At 67.4% G+C, this 18,286-nt stretch carries 17 protein-coding genes; 9 read left to right on the top strand and 8 right to left on the bottom strand.

Annotated elements, in window-relative coordinates:
• Nucleotides 1–399: 399 nt before the first annotated feature.
• A complete protein-coding gene (locus tag RM788_RS29090; RefSeq protein WP_315920937.1) occupies nucleotides 400–1,236 on the bottom strand; it encodes a TatD family hydrolase in 837 nt (278 codons plus the stop codon).
• A 16-nt stretch (nucleotides 1,237–1,252) separates the two neighbouring features.
• The gene (gene metG, locus RM788_RS29085; RefSeq protein WP_315920935.1) at nucleotides 1,253–3,046 is read right to left on the bottom strand and encodes a methionine--tRNA ligase; all 1,794 of its coding nucleotides are present in this window, start codon (nucleotides 3,044–3,046) and stop codon (nucleotides 1,253–1,255) included.
• A gap of 169 nt (nucleotides 3,047–3,215) precedes the next feature.
• Between metG and RM788_RS29080 the strand changes: the two genes are divergently transcribed.
• A complete protein-coding gene (locus RM788_RS29080; RefSeq protein ID WP_315920933.1) occupies nucleotides 3,216–4,094 on the top strand; it encodes a serine hydrolase in 879 nt (292 codons plus the stop codon).
• Here RM788_RS29080 and rsmI read toward each other — a convergent pair.
• Entirely contained in the window at nucleotides 4,081–4,929 is an 849-nt protein-coding gene (gene rsmI / locus RM788_RS29075) for a 16S rRNA (cytidine(1402)-2'-O)-methyltransferase (protein ID WP_315920931.1), read from the bottom strand. The two genes, RM788_RS29080 and rsmI, sit on opposite strands and share 14 nt — an antisense overlap.
• A gap of 24 nt (nucleotides 4,930–4,953) precedes the next feature.
• Here rsmI and RM788_RS29070 point away from each other — a divergent pair, with 24 nt between their 5' ends.
• Nucleotides 4,954–6,525 carry a dolichyl-phosphate-mannose--protein mannosyltransferase gene (locus RM788_RS29070; RefSeq protein WP_399340384.1) on the top strand — a complete coding sequence of 524 codons (1,572 nt, stop codon included), beginning with the start codon at nucleotides 4,954–4,956 and terminating at the stop codon, nucleotides 6,523–6,525.
• Between the two features lie 85 nt (nucleotides 6,526–6,610).
• Here RM788_RS29070 and RM788_RS29065 read toward each other — a convergent pair whose 3' ends face one another.
• The 5 genes from RM788_RS29065 to RM788_RS29045 form a co-directional block, all read right to left on the bottom strand.
• Nucleotides 6,611–7,981 carry a hypothetical protein gene (locus RM788_RS29065; protein WP_315920929.1) on the bottom strand — a complete coding sequence of 457 codons (1,371 nt, stop codon included), beginning with the start codon at nucleotides 7,979–7,981 and terminating at the stop codon, nucleotides 6,611–6,613.
• A gap of 555 nt (nucleotides 7,982–8,536) precedes the next feature.
• Nucleotides 8,537–10,561: a protein kinase domain-containing protein gene (locus RM788_RS29060; RefSeq protein WP_315920927.1), complete on the bottom strand. Its 2,025-nt coding sequence runs from the start codon at nucleotides 10,559–10,561 to the stop codon at nucleotides 8,537–8,539.
• Between the two features lie 480 nt (nucleotides 10,562–11,041).
• Nucleotides 11,042–11,413 (bottom strand): MerR family transcriptional regulator, encoded by a 372-nt coding sequence (locus tag RM788_RS29055; protein WP_315920924.1) that lies wholly within the window; start codon nucleotides 11,411–11,413, stop codon nucleotides 11,042–11,044.
• A gap of 531 nt (nucleotides 11,414–11,944) precedes the next feature.
• Nucleotides 11,945–12,163, bottom strand: a complete 219-nt coding sequence (locus RM788_RS29050; protein ID WP_315920922.1) for a DUF397 domain-containing protein — start codon at nucleotides 12,161–12,163, stop codon at nucleotides 11,945–11,947.
• 20 nt (nucleotides 12,164–12,183) lie between these two features.
• Nucleotides 12,184–13,011, bottom strand: coding sequence for a helix-turn-helix domain-containing protein (locus tag RM788_RS29045; RefSeq protein ID WP_315920920.1), 828 nt, complete (start codon nucleotides 13,009–13,011; stop codon nucleotides 12,184–12,186).
• 350 nt (nucleotides 13,012–13,361) lie between these two features.
• Here RM788_RS29045 and RM788_RS29040 point away from each other — a divergent pair, with 350 nt between their 5' ends.
• From RM788_RS29040 to RM788_RS29010, 7 genes are all read left to right on the top strand, one after another.
• Nucleotides 13,362–13,706 (top strand): hypothetical protein, encoded by a 345-nt coding sequence (locus RM788_RS29040; protein WP_315920918.1) that lies wholly within the window; start codon nucleotides 13,362–13,364, stop codon nucleotides 13,704–13,706.
• A 450-nt stretch (nucleotides 13,707–14,156) separates the two neighbouring features.
• Nucleotides 14,157–14,345: a hypothetical protein gene (locus RM788_RS29035; RefSeq protein ID WP_315920916.1), complete on the top strand. Its 189-nt coding sequence runs from the start codon at nucleotides 14,157–14,159 to the stop codon at nucleotides 14,343–14,345.
• Between the two features lie 157 nt (nucleotides 14,346–14,502).
• Nucleotides 14,503–14,856, top strand: a complete 354-nt coding sequence (locus RM788_RS29030; protein WP_315920914.1) for a hypothetical protein — start codon at nucleotides 14,503–14,505, stop codon at nucleotides 14,854–14,856.
• A gap of 96 nt (nucleotides 14,857–14,952) precedes the next feature.
• Nucleotides 14,953–15,840 carry a S1 family peptidase gene (locus RM788_RS29025; protein WP_315920912.1) on the top strand — a complete coding sequence of 296 codons (888 nt, stop codon included), beginning with the start codon at nucleotides 14,953–14,955 and terminating at the stop codon, nucleotides 15,838–15,840.
• 70 nt (nucleotides 15,841–15,910) lie between these two features.
• On the top strand, nucleotides 15,911–16,186 hold the full coding sequence (locus RM788_RS29020; protein WP_315920910.1) for a hypothetical protein: 276 nt from the start codon (nucleotides 15,911–15,913) through the stop codon (nucleotides 16,184–16,186).
• A gap of 105 nt (nucleotides 16,187–16,291) precedes the next feature.
• Nucleotides 16,292–16,870, top strand: coding sequence for a hypothetical protein (locus RM788_RS29015; RefSeq protein WP_315920908.1), 579 nt, complete (start codon nucleotides 16,292–16,294; stop codon nucleotides 16,868–16,870).
• Nucleotides 16,871–17,247: 377 nt separating this feature from the next.
• The gene (locus RM788_RS29010) at nucleotides 17,248–18,279 is read left to right on the top strand and encodes a radical SAM protein (RefSeq protein ID WP_315920906.1); all 1,032 of its coding nucleotides are present in this window, start codon (nucleotides 17,248–17,250) and stop codon (nucleotides 18,277–18,279) included.
• The last annotated feature ends 7 nt before the right edge of the window (nucleotides 18,280–18,286 follow it).

Genomic DNA, 18,286 nt, shown 5'->3' with positions numbered 1-18,286 from the left:
GTCGAGGTCGCCGGGCCGCCCACCGGTGTGAACCAGTCGGTGTCGTCGTTGAACGAGTACGCCGGGCCGTCCTCGCGCGATCTTCCGCGTCCTGTCACTGGGTCGATACCTCCTGAAGGCGGGAGCCATGCTCCGCGCACCGTGGGTGTCACCTGACGTGCAGTGGAGAAACTCGACTGCTCCTCGGCAACTCCCGTGCGTTCGCTCGACTGCTCGCTTCTGGCATTGGTACCCGCCCCGACAACGGGTGCGCTCCCCCTCGGCAGCTTTCGCCGTTCGGGGGCACGGTCACGGGACCGTAACGGAGGTCGGGGAGTTCCGCAAACACCTAGTTGACAGGTGTGACGTGAGACACGCGAATGGCGGAGTAAAGGGCTCGTCCATTCGTCGTAAAGCCCATTACGACGACACCGCGTCACGAAGACCGAACACGCGCTCGGCATTACGGGTGATGGCGGCGGCCAAACCCCCAAGATCGGCACTACGGAGCGTAGCGAGCGCTCGAAGGGTGTAATTCGCGCCGTACGGCTCGTTCGGGCGTCCCCGGAACGGGTGCGGGGTCAGGAAGGGGGCGTCGGTCTCGACCAGGATCCGATCTTCGGGAACCCACGCCGCGGCCTCGCGCAGCGCCGCCGAGTTCTTGAACGTCACCGGGCCAGCGAACGACAGGACGAACCCGCGCTCCACGCACGCGCGGGCGAAGTCGAGGTCGCCGGAGAAGCAGTGGAAGACCACAGTGGACGGTGCGCCCTCGGCGTCCAGAACGCTCAGGATGTCGGCGTGGGCGTCGCGGTCGTGGATCATCAGCGCCTTGCCGGTGCGCTTGGAAAGGTCGATGTGCCAACGGAAGGCGTCCTGCTGGGCGGCGGGCGGCGAGTAGTCCCAGTAGTAGTCCAGACCGGTCTCGCCGATCGCGACCACGCGCGGGTGCTCGGCCAGCTTCGCGAGTTCGTCGCGCTCGGCGTCGCCGAACGACGCCGTCCGGGTCGGGTGCAGCGCGACCGCGCCGAACACCCTCGGGTCCCACGTGGACGCTTCCGCGACCCAGCGCGCCGACGGCAGGTCGTCGGCGACCGTGACGACCCGGTCGACGCCCGCGGCGGTGGCGCGGTCCAGGATCTGGACCACGTCGTCGCGGGTGCGGGCGCCGCAGGCGTCCAGGTGCGTGTGCGAGTCGACCACCGGCGCTGGAAGTTTGTCCGGTACCGGTGGTGGCTCGCTGTGCTTGTTCCTCATCGGGTCAGTTTCGACATCACTTGACGATCGGAGCCCACTCCGGCCCGGTCTCGCCCAGTTCCGGGTCGAGCTTGGTGAACAGCGGGGTCGGCTTCTCCAGGGGCCTGCCGACCTCGATGGGCGTCGACTTCCAGGCCGCCTGCTCACCCGCGTAGTCGCCGGTCAGGATCGGGTACTTGCGGTCCGTCTCGTCGAGGTCGGTGACCTCGACCATCTGCGGCTGGGCGGCCCACACGCCCGTGCCGCCCAGCGCCTCGTGCACCTTCTGCGCCGAGTGCGGCAGGAACGGCGTCAGCAGCGTGTTCGCGTCCTGCACGACCTGGAGCGCGGTGTGCAGGATCGTGTCCCGGCGGTCCGGGTCGTCCTTGACCTTCCACGGCTCCTGCTCGGACAGGTACCGGTTCGCGGCCGTGACGACCCGCATGGCCTCCGACGACGCCAGCTTGAACCGGGAGCGGCGCAGGTTCGCGCCGACCGTCTCGAACGCCGCGCGCGAGAGCGCCTTCAGCTCCTCGTCGGCCGCCGTGGGGGCGGTCGGACGGGGCACCGAGCCGACGTTCTTGTGGGCCATCGACACCGACCGGTTGACCAGGTTGCCCCACTCGTTGGCCAGCTCGAAGTTGGTGCGCCGGACGAACTCGTCCCAGGTGAAGTCGGTGTCCTGGTTCTCCGGGCCCGCCACCGAGATGAAGTAGCGCAGCGCGTCCGGCCCGAAGTCGCGGAGGAAGTCGCGCACGTAGATCACGGTGCCGCGGGAGGTGGAGAACTTGGAGCCGCTCATCGTGAGGAACTCGCTGGAGACGACCTCGGTCGGCAGGTTCAGCTTCCCGAAGGAGCCTTCCTGGCCACCCTTGTCGCCCGTGCCGTTCTGCCCCATCAGCAGCGACGGCCAGATCAGCGAGTGGAAGACGATGTTGTCCTTGCCCATGAAGTAGTAGCCCTGGGCCGACGGGTCGGTCCAGAACTCCTTCCAGGCGTCGTCGTTCCCGCTGCGCCTGGCCCACTCGACGCTGGCCGACAGGTAGCCGATCACCGCGTCGAACCACACGTAGAACCGCTTCATCGGCTGGTCGCGCCAGCCGTCCAGCGGCACCGGGATGCCCCAGTCGAGGTCGCGGGTGATCGCGCGCGGGCGCAGGTCGCCGAGCAGGTTCTGGCTGAACTTGAGCACGTTCGGCCGCCAGTCCGTGCGGCCGGACAGGTAGGTGCCGAGCGACTCGGAGAACGCGGGCAGGTCGAGGAAGAGGTGTTCGGTCTCGATGAACTTCGGGACCTCGCCGTTGATCCGCGACCGGGGGTTCTTCAGGTCGGCCGGGTCGAGCTGGTTGCCGCAGTTGTCGCACTGGTCGCCGCGCGCGCCGTCGTAGCCGCAGATCGGGCAGGTGCCCTCGATGTAGCGGTCGGGCAGCGTGCGGCCGGTGGACGGGCTGATGGCGCCCATCTGGGTCTTCGGCACGATGTAGCCGTTGCGCCACAGGCCGAGGAACAGCTCCTGCACCACCTTGTAGTGGTTGCCGGTGGTGGTGCGGGTGAACAGGTCGTAGGACAGCCCGAGCCCCTGGAGGTCCTCGGCGATCACGCGGTTGTACTTGTCGGCCAGTTCGCGGGTCGTCAGGCCCTCCTGGTCGGCCTGCACCGAGATCGGGGTGCCGTGCTCGTCGGTGCCGCTGACCATGAGCACCCGGTTGCCCGACATTCGCATGTAGCGGGAGAACACGTCGGAGGGGACACCGAAACCGGATACGTGACCGATGTGGCGGGGGCCGTTGGCGTATGGCCAGGCCACCGCCGTCAACACGGGGGCACTCATGCGGGTAAGCCTACGGATGACCACCGACGGCCCTGCGCGCCGGTGGTCCGACAGGATCGTCGACCAAGTGATCTGCATCACATAACGCCGGTCGCTACGCGCTGACCTCGCGAAAAGTTGCAGCGGAATACCGTCAACCTTCCGGACCGGCCGATCCATTGATGCGGTCATGGACGGAAAACGGTGGTGGCTCGGCGCCGTGGTGTTCGGCGCGGTCGCGGCGGCGGCGATGACGATCGGGCTCCTCGGCGCCGAACGGCCGCGCGAGGCCCCGACGGTCGCCGCGACCCCGGCGGTCACGGCCGCGTCGATCCCGCCGACGAGCGCGGAACCCCCGCCCGAACCCGTGCCGGAACCCGCCGCGACACCCGTGCCGAACGAGCCCGGTGATCTCGCCGCACTGGCCGAGGGCATCGACGTCGGCGTGGTCGTGCGGGACCTGGACAGCGGCGACGACTTAGCCTCGTTCAACCCGGACCAGGAGTTCGACTCCGCGTCGCTGGTCAAGATCCTCATCGCGCTCGACGCGCTGGAGAACGGGCGGGAACCGGACGCGACGATCGTCCACATGCTCTCGACCAGCGACGACGACGAGGCCAGCCGGATGTGGTCGGACGGCGGGGGCGGGCGGATCGTGTCCAGGTGGGCCAAGCTGGTCGGGCTGGCGGGCACCTCGCCGCCGGAGGACCCGGACCACTGGGGCGACACGCCGACCACCGCAACGGACGTGGCGGCGGTCTACCGGTACCTGCTCAAGGCCCCCGGCGGTCCCGTGGTGCTCGACGGGCTCGACCGGATGGCCGACTTCGGCGCGGACGGCTTCGACCAGCGCTTCGGCATCCCGGTCGCGGCGGGCGCCCGGCGGTGGGCCGTCAAGCAGGGCTGGTCGTGCTGCGCGGGCCACCGCACCCTGCACTCCACCGGCCTGGTCGGGTCGGACCACCGGTACGTGGTCGTCGTCCTGACCGGGCAGCCGGTGGAGACCCCCGTGCCGGAGGCGAGGGCCAGGGTGACCCGGATCGTGGAGAACGTGCTCAGCGGGCGCTGACCGCCGCGTCGTACAAGGCCTTCTTGCTCACGCCCGCGGCCTCGGCGACCTCGGCGGCGGCGGACTTCATCCGTTCCCCGTCGGCGACCCGCTGGCGCACCTCGGCGACCAGCGACGCCAGGTCCGTCGGCGCCTCGGGGGGTTCGGCGCCGGCCAGCACGACGGTGATCTCGCCGCGCACGCCGTCGACGGCCCATTCGGCGAGTTCCCCGAGGCCGCCGCGCTTGACCTCCTCGTAGGTCTTGGTCAGCTCGCGGCACACCGCGGCCGCCCGGTCGGCGCCCAGCACGAACGCGGCGTCGGCCAGCGTGTCCGCGATCCGGTGCGGCGACTCGAAGAACACGACGGTCCGCTGCTCGGTCTTGAGCGCCGCGAACCACTTGCGCCGCTCCCCCTGCTTGCGCGGCGGGAACCCGTCGAAGCAGAACCGGTCGCACGGCAGCCCCGACACCGCCAGCGCCGTCGTCACCGCCGACGGGCCGGGCAGGCACGTGACGGGCAGGTCCTCGGCCACGCACGCGGCCACCAGCGAGTAGCCGGGATCGGACACGCTGGGCATGCCCGCGTCGGTCACCAGCAGCACCGTCGACCCCGCGCGCATCGCCTCCACCAGGCCGGGGAGCCTGCTCACCTCGACCTGGTCGTAGAAGCTGACCACCCGGCCGGTGGGCTTCACGTTCAGCGCGGACGTCAGCCAGTGCAGCCTGCGGGTGTCCTCGGCCGCCACGACGTCCGCGGTCCCCAACGCCTCCACGAGCCTCGGGGAAGCGTCGCGGACATCACCGAGCGGGGTGGCTGCCAGAACCAAACGGCCTGATCCAGATACGGGACTCACAGCCTTCACCCTACGATCGCACCCGTGAGCCTCCTCGCCCCGCAGTCACCAGACGACGTGGTCGACGTCGGAGACGTCCCGCCGACGTCGCGTCCGGAAGGCGCCGACCGCGAGGAGCGGGCCGCGGCGCTGATGCCGCGCGTGCCGTCGAACCGGTGGCGCGGCTGGGTGATGACCCTGTCCGTCGCGCTCGTCGGCGGCCTCGTCCGGTTCTGGAACCTCGGGTTCCCGACCGACAAGGGCACGCCGATCTTCGACGAGAAGCACTACGTGCCGCAGGCGGCGCAGGTGGTGCGCAACGGCGGTTACGAGGACAACCCCGGCTACGAACTCGTCGTGCACCCGCCGCTGGCCAAGCAGCTCATCGGGCTGGGCGAGTGGATGTTCGGCTACGACGGGTTCGGCTGGCGGTTCGCCTCGGCGGTCGCGGGCACGGTCAGCATCCTGCTGATCATCCGGATCGCCCGGCGGCTGACGGGGTCCGACCTGCTCGGCGCGATCGCCGGTGTGCTGCTGATCTGCGACGGCGTCTCGCACGTCCAGTCGCGGATGGGGATGCTCGACATCTTCCTGGCCGTGTTCGTGGTGATCGCGTTCGGCTGCCTGCTGGTGGACCGCGACCAGATGCGGACCAGGCTCGCGGAGGCCGTGCGCGAGGGGTGGATCGACAACTCGCCCTACGGGCCGTGGCTCGGGTTCCGCTGGTGGCGGTTCGGCGCGGGCGTCGCGACCGGGCTCGCGTGCGGCGTGAAGTGGTCCGGCCTCTGGTACGTGGCCGCGTTCGGCGTGCTGTCGGTGGTGTGGAGCGCGCTGGCCCGGCGGCAGGCGGGGGTGCGCAGCCCGTGGCTCGGCACGATCGTGCGGGACCTGCTGCCGTCGCTGGTGGCGCTGCTGATCATCCCGATCCTGGTCTACCTCGGCACGTGGTGGGCGTGGTTCGCCAGCGAGACCGGCATCGACCGGCACGTGGCGGGCGTGAAGATCGGCAAGGAGTCGTTCGTGCCGGAGGCGCTGCGGGCGCTCTGGTACTACAGCGGCAACGTGCTCGACTTCCACAGCCACCTGGTGACCTCGGACAAGAACCGGCACCCGTGGGAGTCCAAGCCGTGGACGTGGCCGATGGGGCTGCGGCCGATGCTCTACTACTTCGAGGGCTCGGTGCAGGGCTGCGGGCAGGCCAGTTGCGTCGGCGCGATCATGCTGATCGGCACGCCCGCGATGTGGTGGCTGGCGTTCCCGGCGATCGGGTGGGCGCTGTGGCGGTCCATCGCGCGCCTGGACTGGCGGTACGCGGGCGTCCTGGTGGCGTACATGGCCGGGCTGCTGCCGTGGTTCCTGAACCTGGACCGGCAGATGTACTTCTTCTACGTGACGCCGATGGCACCGTTCCTGGTCCTGCTGATCACCCTGGCGCTCGGGCACGTGCTCGGGCCCGTGGTGGCGGGCAAGGAGAGGCGGGGCACCGGGATGCTCGCCGTGGCCCTGTACGTGGGGCTGGTGGTGGCGAACTTCGTGTGGCTGTGGCCGATCCTGAACGGCGACCCGATCACGCCGGAGATGTGGGAAGCGCAGCGCTGGCTGCCGTCCTGGAGCTGACCCCTTTCGGGTCTACCCGATCGAGTGACGGCTTCAGGGCCGGTTTTCGTCGGTGGTCGTCGGTTCACTGAATCCCGTGAACCGACTACAGCAGACTGCCGCTCATCCGGATCGTGTCCACCCCGTCCTGCGAGGAGGGCGCGGTCGAGACCAGCGCGACCGGCACGTCCGCCGGTGGCGCGAAGTCCTCTTCGGGCCGGATCCTCGGCGGCGTGGCGGACCAGGGCTTGAGGGTCTGCACGACCTCCTCGTAGAAGCCCGTCACGGACCCGAGCACCGAGTCGATGAAGGAGCCCCGCCCGGTGCCGCGCTTGGCGCCCATCGGGCCGGACTGCTCGATCCGGAAGCCGCGGATCTCCTTCTGCGGGTCGACGAGCAGCACACCGGGGTTGTCGCGCACGAACGCCAGCAGCTCGGAGGCTCCCGCGCCGCGCCCGTGCAGCGCGAAGGCCTCCAGGCGCAACGAGCCGGGAGCGTCCTTGAGCTGCCGGACGAGCCAGTTGATCCGGGTGGTGGGCCGCCCCTCCTTGGGTGCGTCCAGGTCGACGTGGCACAGCACCCGGCCCGCTCGCAGGTCGGCGACGACGTGCAGCGTGCCCACCGTGCCGGGGATCTGGATCCCCCCGCTGAGCCGCCCCTCGTCCACCAGCTGCGCGACCTGCTTCGCCATGCGGCTCTGCGGGTCCGCCAGTTCCTTGCGCGTCAACGCGGGCGTCACCTCGGTGCCGAGCCTGCGGCCCAGTTGCAGCGAGGCGAACCGCAGCAGCGCGTCGAACCGCAACGCGATCTCCGGCGCGCTCTTGTCCATCGGCCGCAACGTGCCCGCGGCGATCGCCTCCCGCAACGGCACCCAGGAGGCCCCCATGTCCTCGAACGCCATCGCCCCGGACCGCGGGTGCTCCAGGTACCGGATCAGCTCCCCCAGGACCCACGCCTGATCCGGGTCCGCGACCCCGCGGTGCTCCTTCTGCATGACCGCCTCGCCGAGCACCTCCGTCCACGACAGGTGGTGCAACGCGACCTTCCGCAACTTCCGCTTGTCGACCGCCGTCGGGTGCTGCCCCGGCATCGCCGGAATCTCGTTGGAGATAGTCACCACCGCGTCGAACCCGTTCTCCCTCGCGACGTCGAGGTAGTTCTCCAACTGCTCCTTCTGCAAGTCGTTGGTCCCGGTCTTCACCTCGACCAACGCCGTCCACGACCGCTGCCCCCGCACAACCCTGACCAGCCCGTCCGGAATGACCTTGCGCCCCTCCAGGTCGAACGGCACCTCGATGAACGTCCGCACCGCCGCCGCGGGCGCCCCCAACGGCTGCGTCAACACCCGCCCGAACTCCCGCACCGCCGACATCACCGCCAACAACGCCGACGTGGCCCGCCGCTCCTGCTCATCCGCCCCGTTGATGCCCGAGGTGGGAATCAGCCGAGCGGCATGCCAACTCTCCTCAGACGACACCGTCCACCTCGTTCACCACTAGCGGTTCCGGGAATCACCGCTTTGGTCGAGAACGATCAGAAGTTCGTTACCGCACCTGCCCACCAAAGGAGGGATGCCTTGTCGGGCACAGCCCGATGCCCTGCCCGTCGCGGAGCGTCGGGTGCTTGGGTCCGGCGCAGCTCGGATGCCTTGTCAGGCGCAGCCTGATGCCTAGTCGGCAAAGCCGATGCCTTGTCCGACGCGGAGCAAGGATGCCCTGTCCGACGCGGAGCGAGGATGCCCTGTCCGACGGCGCAGCCCAGGATGCCCTGTCCGACGCGGAGCGAGGATGCCCTGTCGGGCGGAGCCCGATGCTGGCGCAGCCAGACCTACCCCTGCACCCCGATCCGAAGCCATATCCAGGCTTGACGGAGCTTGTCAAGGCATCTTTCCCGCCTTGACAAGGTTCGCCAAGCCTGGAACACTCGGCGACCGGGGTAAAGCCACCTCACCCACGACGGCAACCGGGTAAAACCACCTCACCCACGACGAAAGCCGAAGCCAGCCCTCAACCCACCAGCCGGAACAAACCCCTCACCGAACCGGCCGAGTAGGCGGATCCGGCTTCGAGATCATCCGGGTAACCGGCCCCTCCTTGCTGACCCCCGCATTCGACAACCACCCGCTCAACTCCCCCCGGATCGCCGCCAAAGACGGCCTCCGAGCCGGATCCGCGTCCAACGCCGACAACAACAACCGGTGATGCACACTCCGAGTAGGCAGCTTCACGTTCGGCTCCCCCTGCGCCGCCGCCATCAGCGACGAAATAGGGCTGTCCCGAGTCCCCCGAGGCGGATGCCCGGTAAGCGCGTAACTCACCGTCGCAGCCAACTGCCAAGCATCCGACGCAGGACTGGCAGCATCCCCACGAGCCGTCTCCGGAGCGAGGAAGTCCGGCGTCCCCACCATCATCCCCGCGGCGGTCAGCGTGCTGTCCCCCTTCGACCTCGCGATACCGAAGTCGATCAGGTGCGCCGTCCCGCTCGTATCCACGATCACGTTCGACGGCTTCACATCACGGTGCAGCACCCCGCGGTCGTGCGCGGCCGCCAACGCGTCCGCCATGTTCACCCACAACCGCGCCGCCAACGCATCCGCCAGCAACCCGCTGTTCAGGACCACGTCCGACAACGGGTCACCGTCGATGTACTCCATGACGATGGCCAGGCCGTCCGGGTCCTGGATGATGTCGAAGACCCGCACGCAGTTCGGATGGCGCACAGCGGCCAACGCACGCGCCTCGCGCAGCATCCGCTGCTCGGTATCGGCATCCGGCGCGTGCGCCAGCTTCACCGCCACCGTGCGATCGAGCTGGGTGTCGACGGCCAGCCACACCGTGCCGAAGCCCCCACGCCCCAGCTGGCGGACACGGCGGAACCGACCGCTCGCCGGGTTCCACACCTTGTCCTCACCGGTGTGGGCAGTCGGGTTCGGCGTCGCGGACGCCGCACCGGGCCCGAACGGCAACGGACCGGGCGTATCGGCGAGCTTCGACAGCGGCTGCCCACCGGACGGCGGCCCCTGCTGGTGCTCGACACGCGTGGGCGGCGGCCCTTGCGGCGATTCCACCCTCGTCGGCGCGGGGCCCTGCGGCTGCCCGGGTCCCTTCGGCGGCTCGACCCTCGTCGGCGCGGGACCCTGCGGCACTTCGGCGATCCGCGTCGGCGGGTACTGCCGGGGCTGCTGCGGCTTCTGCACGGGCTGCGGCTGCGACTGCGGGGACTGCTGCGGGGACTGGTGCGGCTGGTAGGGCGGCGGCGCGCCGGGCGGCCGGTACGGCGGGATCTGCGCGGGCTGGTACGGCGGGGGCTTCTGCGGGCCGTGGTTGGACGGCTGCTGCTGCGGTGGCGGTGGCTGGCGGGAGACCGCGGGCTTCGGGGGCTCGTTGCCTCGATCACGTCCGGGGCGGTTCAGCATGGCCGTAGTCAACCCGAAGATGCGCACGACGAATGAGCCGATCAGCGCAATCGGGAAGAATCCGAGCAGCAAATGGCCGACCAGGGTCACGGGCAGCAACGAGGTGGCGACCAACAGCACCAGGAACGGCGGCCAGAACACCCGGCGCGGCCAGTTCGGCCCCAACCGGAACGCCGAGCCCGCCTGCATCATCACGAACAGCAGGCACAGCAGCGCGAGCACCGCGGTGACGCCCGCCGCGACCAGGAACACCACGTCCGTGCCACCGGGGTCGCTGATCACCGTCCCGATCGACCGCGCGCCGACCAGGTAGTCGTACTGGGTGAACACCCCGCAGGGCGAGTCGTCCAACGATTCGGTGCCGGCGATCGTCCGCCTGCGCAGCACCTCGTCGGCGCCGGAGAACAGCAGCCACGGCAGCACCAGGGTGCTGCTCACGCCGAGCGCGGCGAAGATCGCACCGGCGACCGGCCCGTAGGAGTTGCCGACGACCCGGCGGACCGTGATCGCCAACAGCGCCGCGACGGTCGGCAGCAGCCCAGCCGCCGCGCCGAGCGCGGTGACGGACCAGGCCCAGTCGCCGGGGCAGAGCGGCAGTGCCCAGCCGTGCAGCCATACGAGCAAGGACTCGGCCAGCCCCACTACCTCCACCACCCCTCTCGACAGCCCCCACCCTATGCGGGTGGCGGTTCACCGGTGACCGGTCGGGCACAAATTCACCGGTGGGTCGCAACGCCACTTCCGATACGCCCCAGGTCCTCAATGGACGCTGCGCGGCTGATCAGACCGGGTACGGCCACTCAGCGCGCCACCCACCCCCGGCCCCACCACCCCTTTTCCCCCGCGTGAGAAGCACCGCACTCGTGCAACCAGCACGGACGTACCAAAATCCACGCGGCCCCACCGCCGGAAAACAGGACTTTCGACCCCTTCTCCGATTTCCGCCCACCACCGAATCCGGCCGACCCGAATTCCCTCCGCGTCGACCGCCGGATTCCCCGACACCACACCCGCCGCGGAAAGCGGTCGCCACGAACCCGCTGACCTCAGCACCACCCGAGTCCACTTCGGACACACCTCCGAACCGGGAGCCGAACCACCCCCGCCTCCCACGAGCCGACTTCACCGCGCCCGACAGGAACGCCCGGACCGCCAAACTGCGGTGGCACCGACGATGAGCGAATCAAGCCGGTCCCTCGCACTCGCCAGGTCCCTCATCTGCCGATCGATGCGATCCCGCTCGGCCGCGAACCACTCGAGCAACTCCGGCGTCGCCTCCCCGGTCTCGACACACGGCAGCACCGCGCGAATCGACTTGCTGGGCAACCCCGCCGCGTACAGCTGCTGGATCAGCATGACCTGATCCACCCCGCTGTCCGGGTAGTGCCGCTGACCACTGGCACTGCGCTCCGCGGCAAGCAGTCCCTGCTCCTCGTAGTACCGCAACGCCCGAACGCTCACGCCCGCCTTCGCCGCAAGCTCACCAATCCGCATGACACCTCCCCAATGCCCCACCCACGCTACCTGCCTCTAACGTCAACGTCAGGTTTCAGCGCACAAAGCCCCCACGAACCGCCCCCAAGCCCAGATGCGCACCGGTTCCCGACCAAGCCCAAGCGCCACACCACATCCACACAACACAAAGGCCCGAACACCACAGGGTGTCCGAGCCTTAGACCTAAGCGAACAAAAACCCACCACCCGCGAACCACCGCAACCACCAACGGGGTCCGGGGCAGAGCCCCGGCTGGGGTCTGGGGGCTCGGCCCCCAGAAAACACGCGGAACGCAAGAAGGCGAGCGCTCTTCGCGAGCACTCGCCTCCCATTGCGTGGAGCTGAGTACACAGCATGAGAACTCTGTTGTGGCTGCTCAGGGCCCTGAACTGGTCATCAGGACCGTAGGTTCCCGCTCTATCAAGCACTAGGCCAGCAAGAGCCAGGGGGAGGCCGGTTGACCTCCCCCTGGCGAGCCGAGGTGGCTTATGCGACGATGCCCCGGACCGAGACCGGAACCGTCAGCAAGCTCATCCTGGGTCGAGATTTCCTCGCTTGACGTCCACGAGAAATGCCGCGAACGCGTTCGCTGGGAACAGCAGCGCTGGACCAGGATGCTTGCTGTCTCTTACGGCTGCGCCTTCCGCAAGACAAGCAAGCTCGACGCACTGCGCGTCGTTGCCCCCGTTGGTCCGTGAACTCTTGCGCCACCGTGCACCGTCAAGCTGGGCCGGGGCGGGGTTAGCCATCGTCGTTGTGCTCCTGGGTGTTAGGTGAGGTCAGCGATCCTGTCGTCCAGTATTGCCCCTGACTCCTCCTCGGACGAAGCCAGTTCCCAGGCTTGGTCGAACGCCGCGTTGTACGGCCCGGTCGCCTTGATGTAGTCGGTTCGCGTCAGCGATGCCACGTAGGCGAGGGTTCGCTTCGGCGGGACGTAGAGCAGCGTGAACGGGCAGCTCAGTCCTGGAACGCCACCGACGTCCAGCGTCAGCACTCGCAGATGCACGTTGGACATGCGCGAGACGTCGCGCAGGTGCTCAAGTTGCCGCCGTAGAACATCTCGGTTTCCGAACTTGCGGCCCAGCGCATCCTCGCCGAGCGCGATCCAAACGTCAGGCCCACCAGGCCTGATGATTCGTTTACCACGCTCGGCTCGCTCCCTCGCCATCCCTGGGACATCCGCAGCAGCCACGGTGAGCGACCTCGACAGGGCCGCCGTGGCGAACTCTTCTGTCTGGAGGAGGCCTGGAACCTCGTTGTAGACCATGTGGATCTTGGATGCGAGACGTTCAAGCGACACGTACTGCCTTGAACCGCTAACCGTCTTCGCTGGCGCAGCTCGTCGCCGGGCCGCAGTTCCGAGCTCACGAAGTTGATCGGCGACACTGCTGGAAGCCTCGTACAACTCGATCATCGCTTCTACGTCTTGTGGTCGAGGCGCAATGACACCGTTCTCGATCTTCGAGAGCTTGCCGAGGTAGTCGCCCAGCACCTTGTCAGCTTCGCCGAAGTCGATCCGGGCAGCCTCTCGCAGCCCTCGCGCCAGCTCGCCGAACTGGAGACGCGCGATGACCGGATCGAACTCCTCTTCTGCCATGCGGGAAGTGTGCCGCACCGACTGAAGCCAGCAGCGGCACCCGATCGAGGGGTCTTGTTTGCTTTGCAATCTTTCACTCGTTTGGACGCATCGAAGTTTGCTTTGCTGTCTTACAGTCTGTTTGCAAGGTTGGACGGTCAGTGATCCCACAGCTCGACCAACCCGGCAGCCAGCGGAGCGATGAGCAGGCCAGGAGCCCGCCACGACGCCAGCGAAGCGTCGTGGCTCCGCTGGTCCAACGCAGTGCAAGAACGATCGTCAGGCACCACCTCAACAAGGAATCTGCCGACGGTTTCGTCCTCAACGGATCAGTCGGATTCGTTGCTGTGTCCATCGCGGAGGAGCGATCCATGTCCGTCCCCGAACTCACGAAAGCCATCGGCGCCACCCAAGTGCAGTGCTTTGACGCCTTTGGCAGGCAACGGGTGATCCGGGCACAAACGGATTTCACTGATGGCCGGGTGAGCTTGACCCTGCCGCCCGGCGAGGGCGTGGCGTTCACGCCCGCACTGGCCAGAGAACTTTCGTACCTGCTGATGGCGAGCGCCGACGCGATCGAGCCGCCGACCGCGACGGGAGGGACCGTCGCCGGGTTGCCGTCAGCCAGGGTCCCCGGAACGGCTGCTCAACAGCCGCCGCGGGACAGGCGGGCGGCAGGGAGTTCTTCCCCGACACTTCGTGCCGTCCGCCCCTAGACCACGGCGGGACTGGCTGACATCGAGAGCGGTCAGTCTCGCCGTACCCAACATCCACGGAGCATCCGGAGGAGACGAGGTGACGTCATGGGGTTGGGGACTGCTTCTCATCGACTTGGTGAGCCTCGTTGGAGCGTTCAGCGACATCTGGGCGGATCGACCGGGATCGCTGCGGACGATGCCTCCACCGTCGAGTTTCCCCGTGTCGAAGTTGAGATTCCGGCTGCGCGAGGCGCAACGGGGTGCGACCGGTGCACGAACGACCGACACCGCTGGGGATCGGCACGTCTCGAAGAACTCGGCGCGGCCACGCTCGCTCGCTTCCACTGCGGATGCACCTGCGGATGCAGCAAGACACAAACGGACATTGTCAATCCACGCCCAGGTCAACACCACGGGTCGTGACCGGACTGCGTGAAACCATAGCGGCGTCAGCCGCTGGAGCGTGCTATGAAAATCAGACTCAACCAAGATATCATCAGTCTACCGACAGGACTGGTTATTGATGTTCTGGACGGGATTGCTGAAGTCTGGGTACCGGCAGGACTGGCGGAATTTGTGTCGGATGACATCCCGGTCGATGCGGAGATCATCGAATCCGTACAGCAGGAGTTGCTGGCCGGGCTGAGGCTCGCATGAGGTTGTGTTTGACACCGCGCAATTCCGGCAGCGGCGGTTGGTCCATGGTCGCGGCTCGCTGTGCTGGATGCCCCAAGTGTCAACCCATATCTGTATCCCATGCAGCTAACACGAATGGCCAGCAACCAGCAGTGGGGTCTACGTCTCGGGTACGGCTATGAGCTGGCAGGCGTTGGCCGTCCTACAGACGGCGGTGTCGCTCACGGCCATGCTGGCAGTGGTCGGATTGGCCTACGCCTGGCGCATCCGTTTGATTCATCGGACCGATGCGGAGTCACAAGCAGAACCTCAACATTCGCCACTGAAGTACCTGCCACGCGAACCGCAATACATGCCGGAACACTTTGATGCCCATACTGATTCCTCGATGGCCGTAACCGTAATTCCCAGCCCGGTGACTGCCCAGCGTTCGAGGGTGTCCACCGTCGTCTTCCATGACGTTCGCGCCATGACAGATGACATGGAGGCACAGATGATGCATTTCGAAGGAACCTTGCATAGTACCGGGTGATTCGATAGCCCGGTTTCATTGTTCGATTGAGAGACGGAACAGGGGTCTGCCTTGATAATGACGACTTCGCGGCGTACCGGCATTGTGGCCGGTGCGGTGGCGGCGTTGCTGGGCTTGCTCGCGCCCCTCAGCTCGGCCGCGCCGTCGGCTTCCTCTTCCGACGACCCGCAGGGCACCGTGTCGCCCTACATCGTGGGCGGCAAGGACGCGGCGGCACGTTCGTACATGGCGAGCATCCAGTACCCCGACGGTGATCACGAGTGCGGCGGCTCTCTGATCACCCCGCAGTGGGTGATCACGGCCAAGCACTGTGCCCCGTACATCGAGCCGGGCGCATCCCATGTCCGGATCGGGTCGGCGGACCGGACCACGGGCGGCACGCTGGCCGGGGTCCGGCTGGTGGTCTCGCATCCGCTGGGCTCCCCGGACGCGGGAGGCAACGACGTCGCCCTGGTCCTGCTGGACCGGGCCGTGCCGAACAAGCCGATCCCGATCGCCCGCCGGGCAGGCGGGCCCGGCACGTTCACGCGGATTCTCGGTTTCGGGATCACGTGTGACACGGACGTCACCGATCCCTCGTGTGGTGGCGTGGCGTCCAGGGTGTTGCAGCAGCTCGACACCAAGATCGCGCCGGACAGCCGTTGCTACGTCGCCGACCCGGCGACCGGCAAGCGGTGGTTCGACCCGAGGACCGAGCTGTGCACGGTGTCGCGTGACGGCAAGAACAAGATGGGCTGCTTCGGTGATTCCGGCGGTCCGCAGGTCGAGGACCGACACGGCCGCGAGGTTCTGATCGGTGCGACCTCGGGTGACGGTGACGACTGGGACCTGCGGCCCCACGTCTGCACGACCGCACCGAACGGACGCAACGGCGCGGGTATCTGGGAGGACGTCCCGGCCCAGCACGACTGGATCGTGCGGACCTTGCGCGAACACGACCCGGTCGCGGCCAACGAAGTCGAGCAGCTCAGCAACGCCGCATAGGCAACGCCACCACCACACCGCAAGACCGCCGGACGCACGGTCCAGCGGAACAGAACAGAAAGAGAAGCACGTGAAGATTCGACCCACCGGAGCGCTCATCGTGGGCGCGCTGTCCCTGGCGATGGTGATGCTGTCCCAGGGCAGTGCATCGGCGAACCCGATGCAGACGCTCGGGTTCACCGAGCCCGCCGCCGTCGAGGTCGTGACGGCCAACAACCCGATGCAGCGGCTCGGTGTCGACAGCCGCGGCGGCTACGAGCACGGGCCCGTGACGCCGAAGGCGTTCATCGCGCCGGATGGCGTCGCAACCGACGGCGTGACGAACGATCAGGTGGCTGGTCAGTAGCCACTCGTGGATCACGGGTGGGTTCGGCGGCCTGGTCGTCGAGCCCACCCGGTTCACGCCAGTTAGAAAGTCCAGACAAACGAATCGGGCAGGTGTTGTCAGGCGATGGACGCATGTGACCCCTTCGATGACAGTGACGCCGACGTCCAGTCCGTGGTTATGCGCCTTGTCGTTGCACTGTTTCTCGAAAACCCAGACGGAGTCGTCAGCATCGCCGAGCTGTCACGACGACTGATGTATGACGAGGACATCCTGTCGATGTTCATGGCTCAGTTGGTCCACGCGGGCTGGGTAACGGGAGCGGATCCCTTTGTTCTGACTCCGGTCGGCCTCGAACGTGGACCCGCTTGGCTCCGGGCAGGTGCGACGCCGGACTTCCTGGAGACGGCATGGAATCTCGGGATCAAGAGAATCTCTGCACATGGGACGGTTCCGAGTTCGAGCTACAGGAACGGCGCTGTCGGAAATCCCGGACCGACTGTCCGCGTCGTCATGGGAAAAGAGGTTCGAGGAATATCGACCGGGCAGGTTGCGGAAGTTCCACTGCAACTCGCTAGCGCCTGGCTGGAAAGGGGTATGGCCTACCGTGCAGAGGCGGGCATCGGACCCACGACGTTCGTTGCAGCCTGCGACGTGCAGGGACTACTTGCCAACCTCCCCCCGCCCGATGGCGACACGATCTGATGTTCCTGCCCCGCCGCAAGTGATCAATCACCCGACCCCTTTCCCATAGACCCTTTACGAGCCGCGACGAAGGGAGGCCTACCAGGATTCCTGCGACTGACCGAGAGACCTGGAAGCCTCGGCAGTTTGGCGACTGTCGGGGCACTTGGCCTAACAAAGTTTCCGCCATTCAACCGGCGATCTCGTCGCATATTGCGACTATCCAATCCGGAGACATCGGCAGACACTCGATCGGCGGTTGACCCCTCGCACCCACCGGAGCAAAGTCCAAGAAACGGGCAGATCGACGTCAGGCGAAGGAGATTGGATTGCACACTCTGATAGCAACACCGTTCTTAGGAAACAAATACGTCATGCGCCCTGGTAGCTCGCAGGGGATGCAGATCTCTACGCCTCGCTACCGCGAGCTGGCCGACGCGCCGAATAGCTCGGTTCTGCCGGGCTGGCTGGTGGATGCTGCGCGCGAGTGCTGGAGCCTCGACGTCAGCAGCCGGGACATCGGCAGCACGGTTCTGGTCCGCGCGGAATCGGATCTCGGGTTCGCGCGGTGCAGCTACGAGCTGAACCTGTTCTGCAACTACGACTGCCAGATCTGCTATCTGGGAGAGAAGGTCTCGGCAGGCTTGCCCTGGGATCAACGGGAGCGGCTGCTGCGCATGATGGCCGAGTCGGGCGTTCTGTGGCTCCAGCTCACCGGAGGCGAACCGCTGATCGACCGGTTCTTCCCGCAGGTCTACGAACTGGCCTTCGACCTGGGGATGATGATCACCGTCAGCTCCAACGGCTCCCGGCTCGCGGACCCTAGCATTCTCGACCTGCTCACCACCCGCAGGCCCTACCGGATGACGCTCTCGGTCTACGGAGCCAGCAAGGAAAGCTACGACGCCCAGACACAGCGGCGCGGCTCTCACGCGAAGTTCATCCAAGGGCTCGACGCTGCCAAGGAAGCGGACCTGCCGGTCAAGCTCAGCCTCATCGTGACCAAGGACAGCGAAGACGAAGTCGACCAGATGATCGCGCTGGCCGACAAGTACGGCTTCCCGTTCCACATCTACTCGAACATGTCGCCGACCATCCACGGGGGCGCCGAGAGCCTGCCGTCCCAATCGGCCGCGCACCTGAAGCCCCGCTCGGTGTTCACCGGCTGCAACGCCGGGCACACCCACTACCACGTCGACCCGCTCGGCAAAGCGAGCATCTGCAAGATCGGCCGCGACCCCAACGTCGACCTCATGACCGAGGGAGCACAGGGCTTGCGCCGCCTCAACGCGATCGGCGACGCGCTGCTGACCCGGCAGGGCGGATGTTCGGGATGCACCAAAAGCGGCACCTGCGGCACCTGTATGCCCCTGGCCAACATCTACCGCCAGGCCGAAGCCCCGTTGGCAAGCTACTGCCAGCACGGATGAGGGAGAA

The organism is Umezawaea sp. Da 62-37, assembly GCF_032460545.1.
Classification (GTDB): domain Bacteria; phylum Actinomycetota; class Actinomycetes; order Mycobacteriales; family Pseudonocardiaceae; genus Umezawaea.
Note: the sequence above shows the minus strand (reverse complement) of the source record. Positions and strands in the feature narration are given on the sequence as shown.

Excerpts from the sequence above, each read along its gene's own strand:
- RM788_RS29050 (WP_315920922.1), bottom strand. The coding sequence starts at position 12,163 with ATGGCTAACCCCGCCCCGGCCCAGCTTGACGGTGCACGGTGGCGCAAG.
- RM788_RS29090 (WP_315920937.1), bottom strand. The coding sequence starts at position 1,236 with ATGAGGAACAAGCACAGCGAGCCACCACCGGTACCGGACAAACTTCCA.
- RM788_RS29035 (WP_315920916.1), top strand. The coding sequence starts at position 14,157 with ATGAAAATCAGACTCAACCAAGATATCATCAGTCTACCGACAGGACTG.
- RM788_RS29055 (WP_315920924.1), bottom strand. The coding sequence starts at position 11,413 with ATGCGGATTGGTGAGCTTGCGGCGAAGGCGGGCGTGAGCGTTCGGGCG.
- RM788_RS29010 (WP_315920906.1), top strand. The coding sequence starts at position 17,248 with ATGCAGATCTCTACGCCTCGCTACCGCGAGCTGGCCGACGCGCCGAAT.
- RM788_RS29045 (WP_315920920.1), bottom strand. The coding sequence starts at position 13,011 with ATGGCAGAAGAGGAGTTCGATCCGGTCATCGCGCGTCTCCAGTTCGGC.
- RM788_RS29015 (WP_315920908.1), top strand. The coding sequence starts at position 16,292 with ATGGACGCATGTGACCCCTTCGATGACAGTGACGCCGACGTCCAGTCC.
- RM788_RS29080 (WP_315920933.1), top strand. The coding sequence starts at position 3,216 with ATGGACGGAAAACGGTGGTGGCTCGGCGCCGTGGTGTTCGGCGCGGTC.
- RM788_RS29030 (WP_315920914.1), top strand. The coding sequence starts at position 14,503 with ATGAGCTGGCAGGCGTTGGCCGTCCTACAGACGGCGGTGTCGCTCACG.
- metG (WP_315920935.1), bottom strand. The coding sequence starts at position 3,046 with ATGAGTGCCCCCGTGTTGACGGCGGTGGCCTGGCCATACGCCAACGGC.
- RM788_RS29040 (WP_315920918.1), top strand. The coding sequence starts at position 13,362 with ATGTCCGTCCCCGAACTCACGAAAGCCATCGGCGCCACCCAAGTGCAG.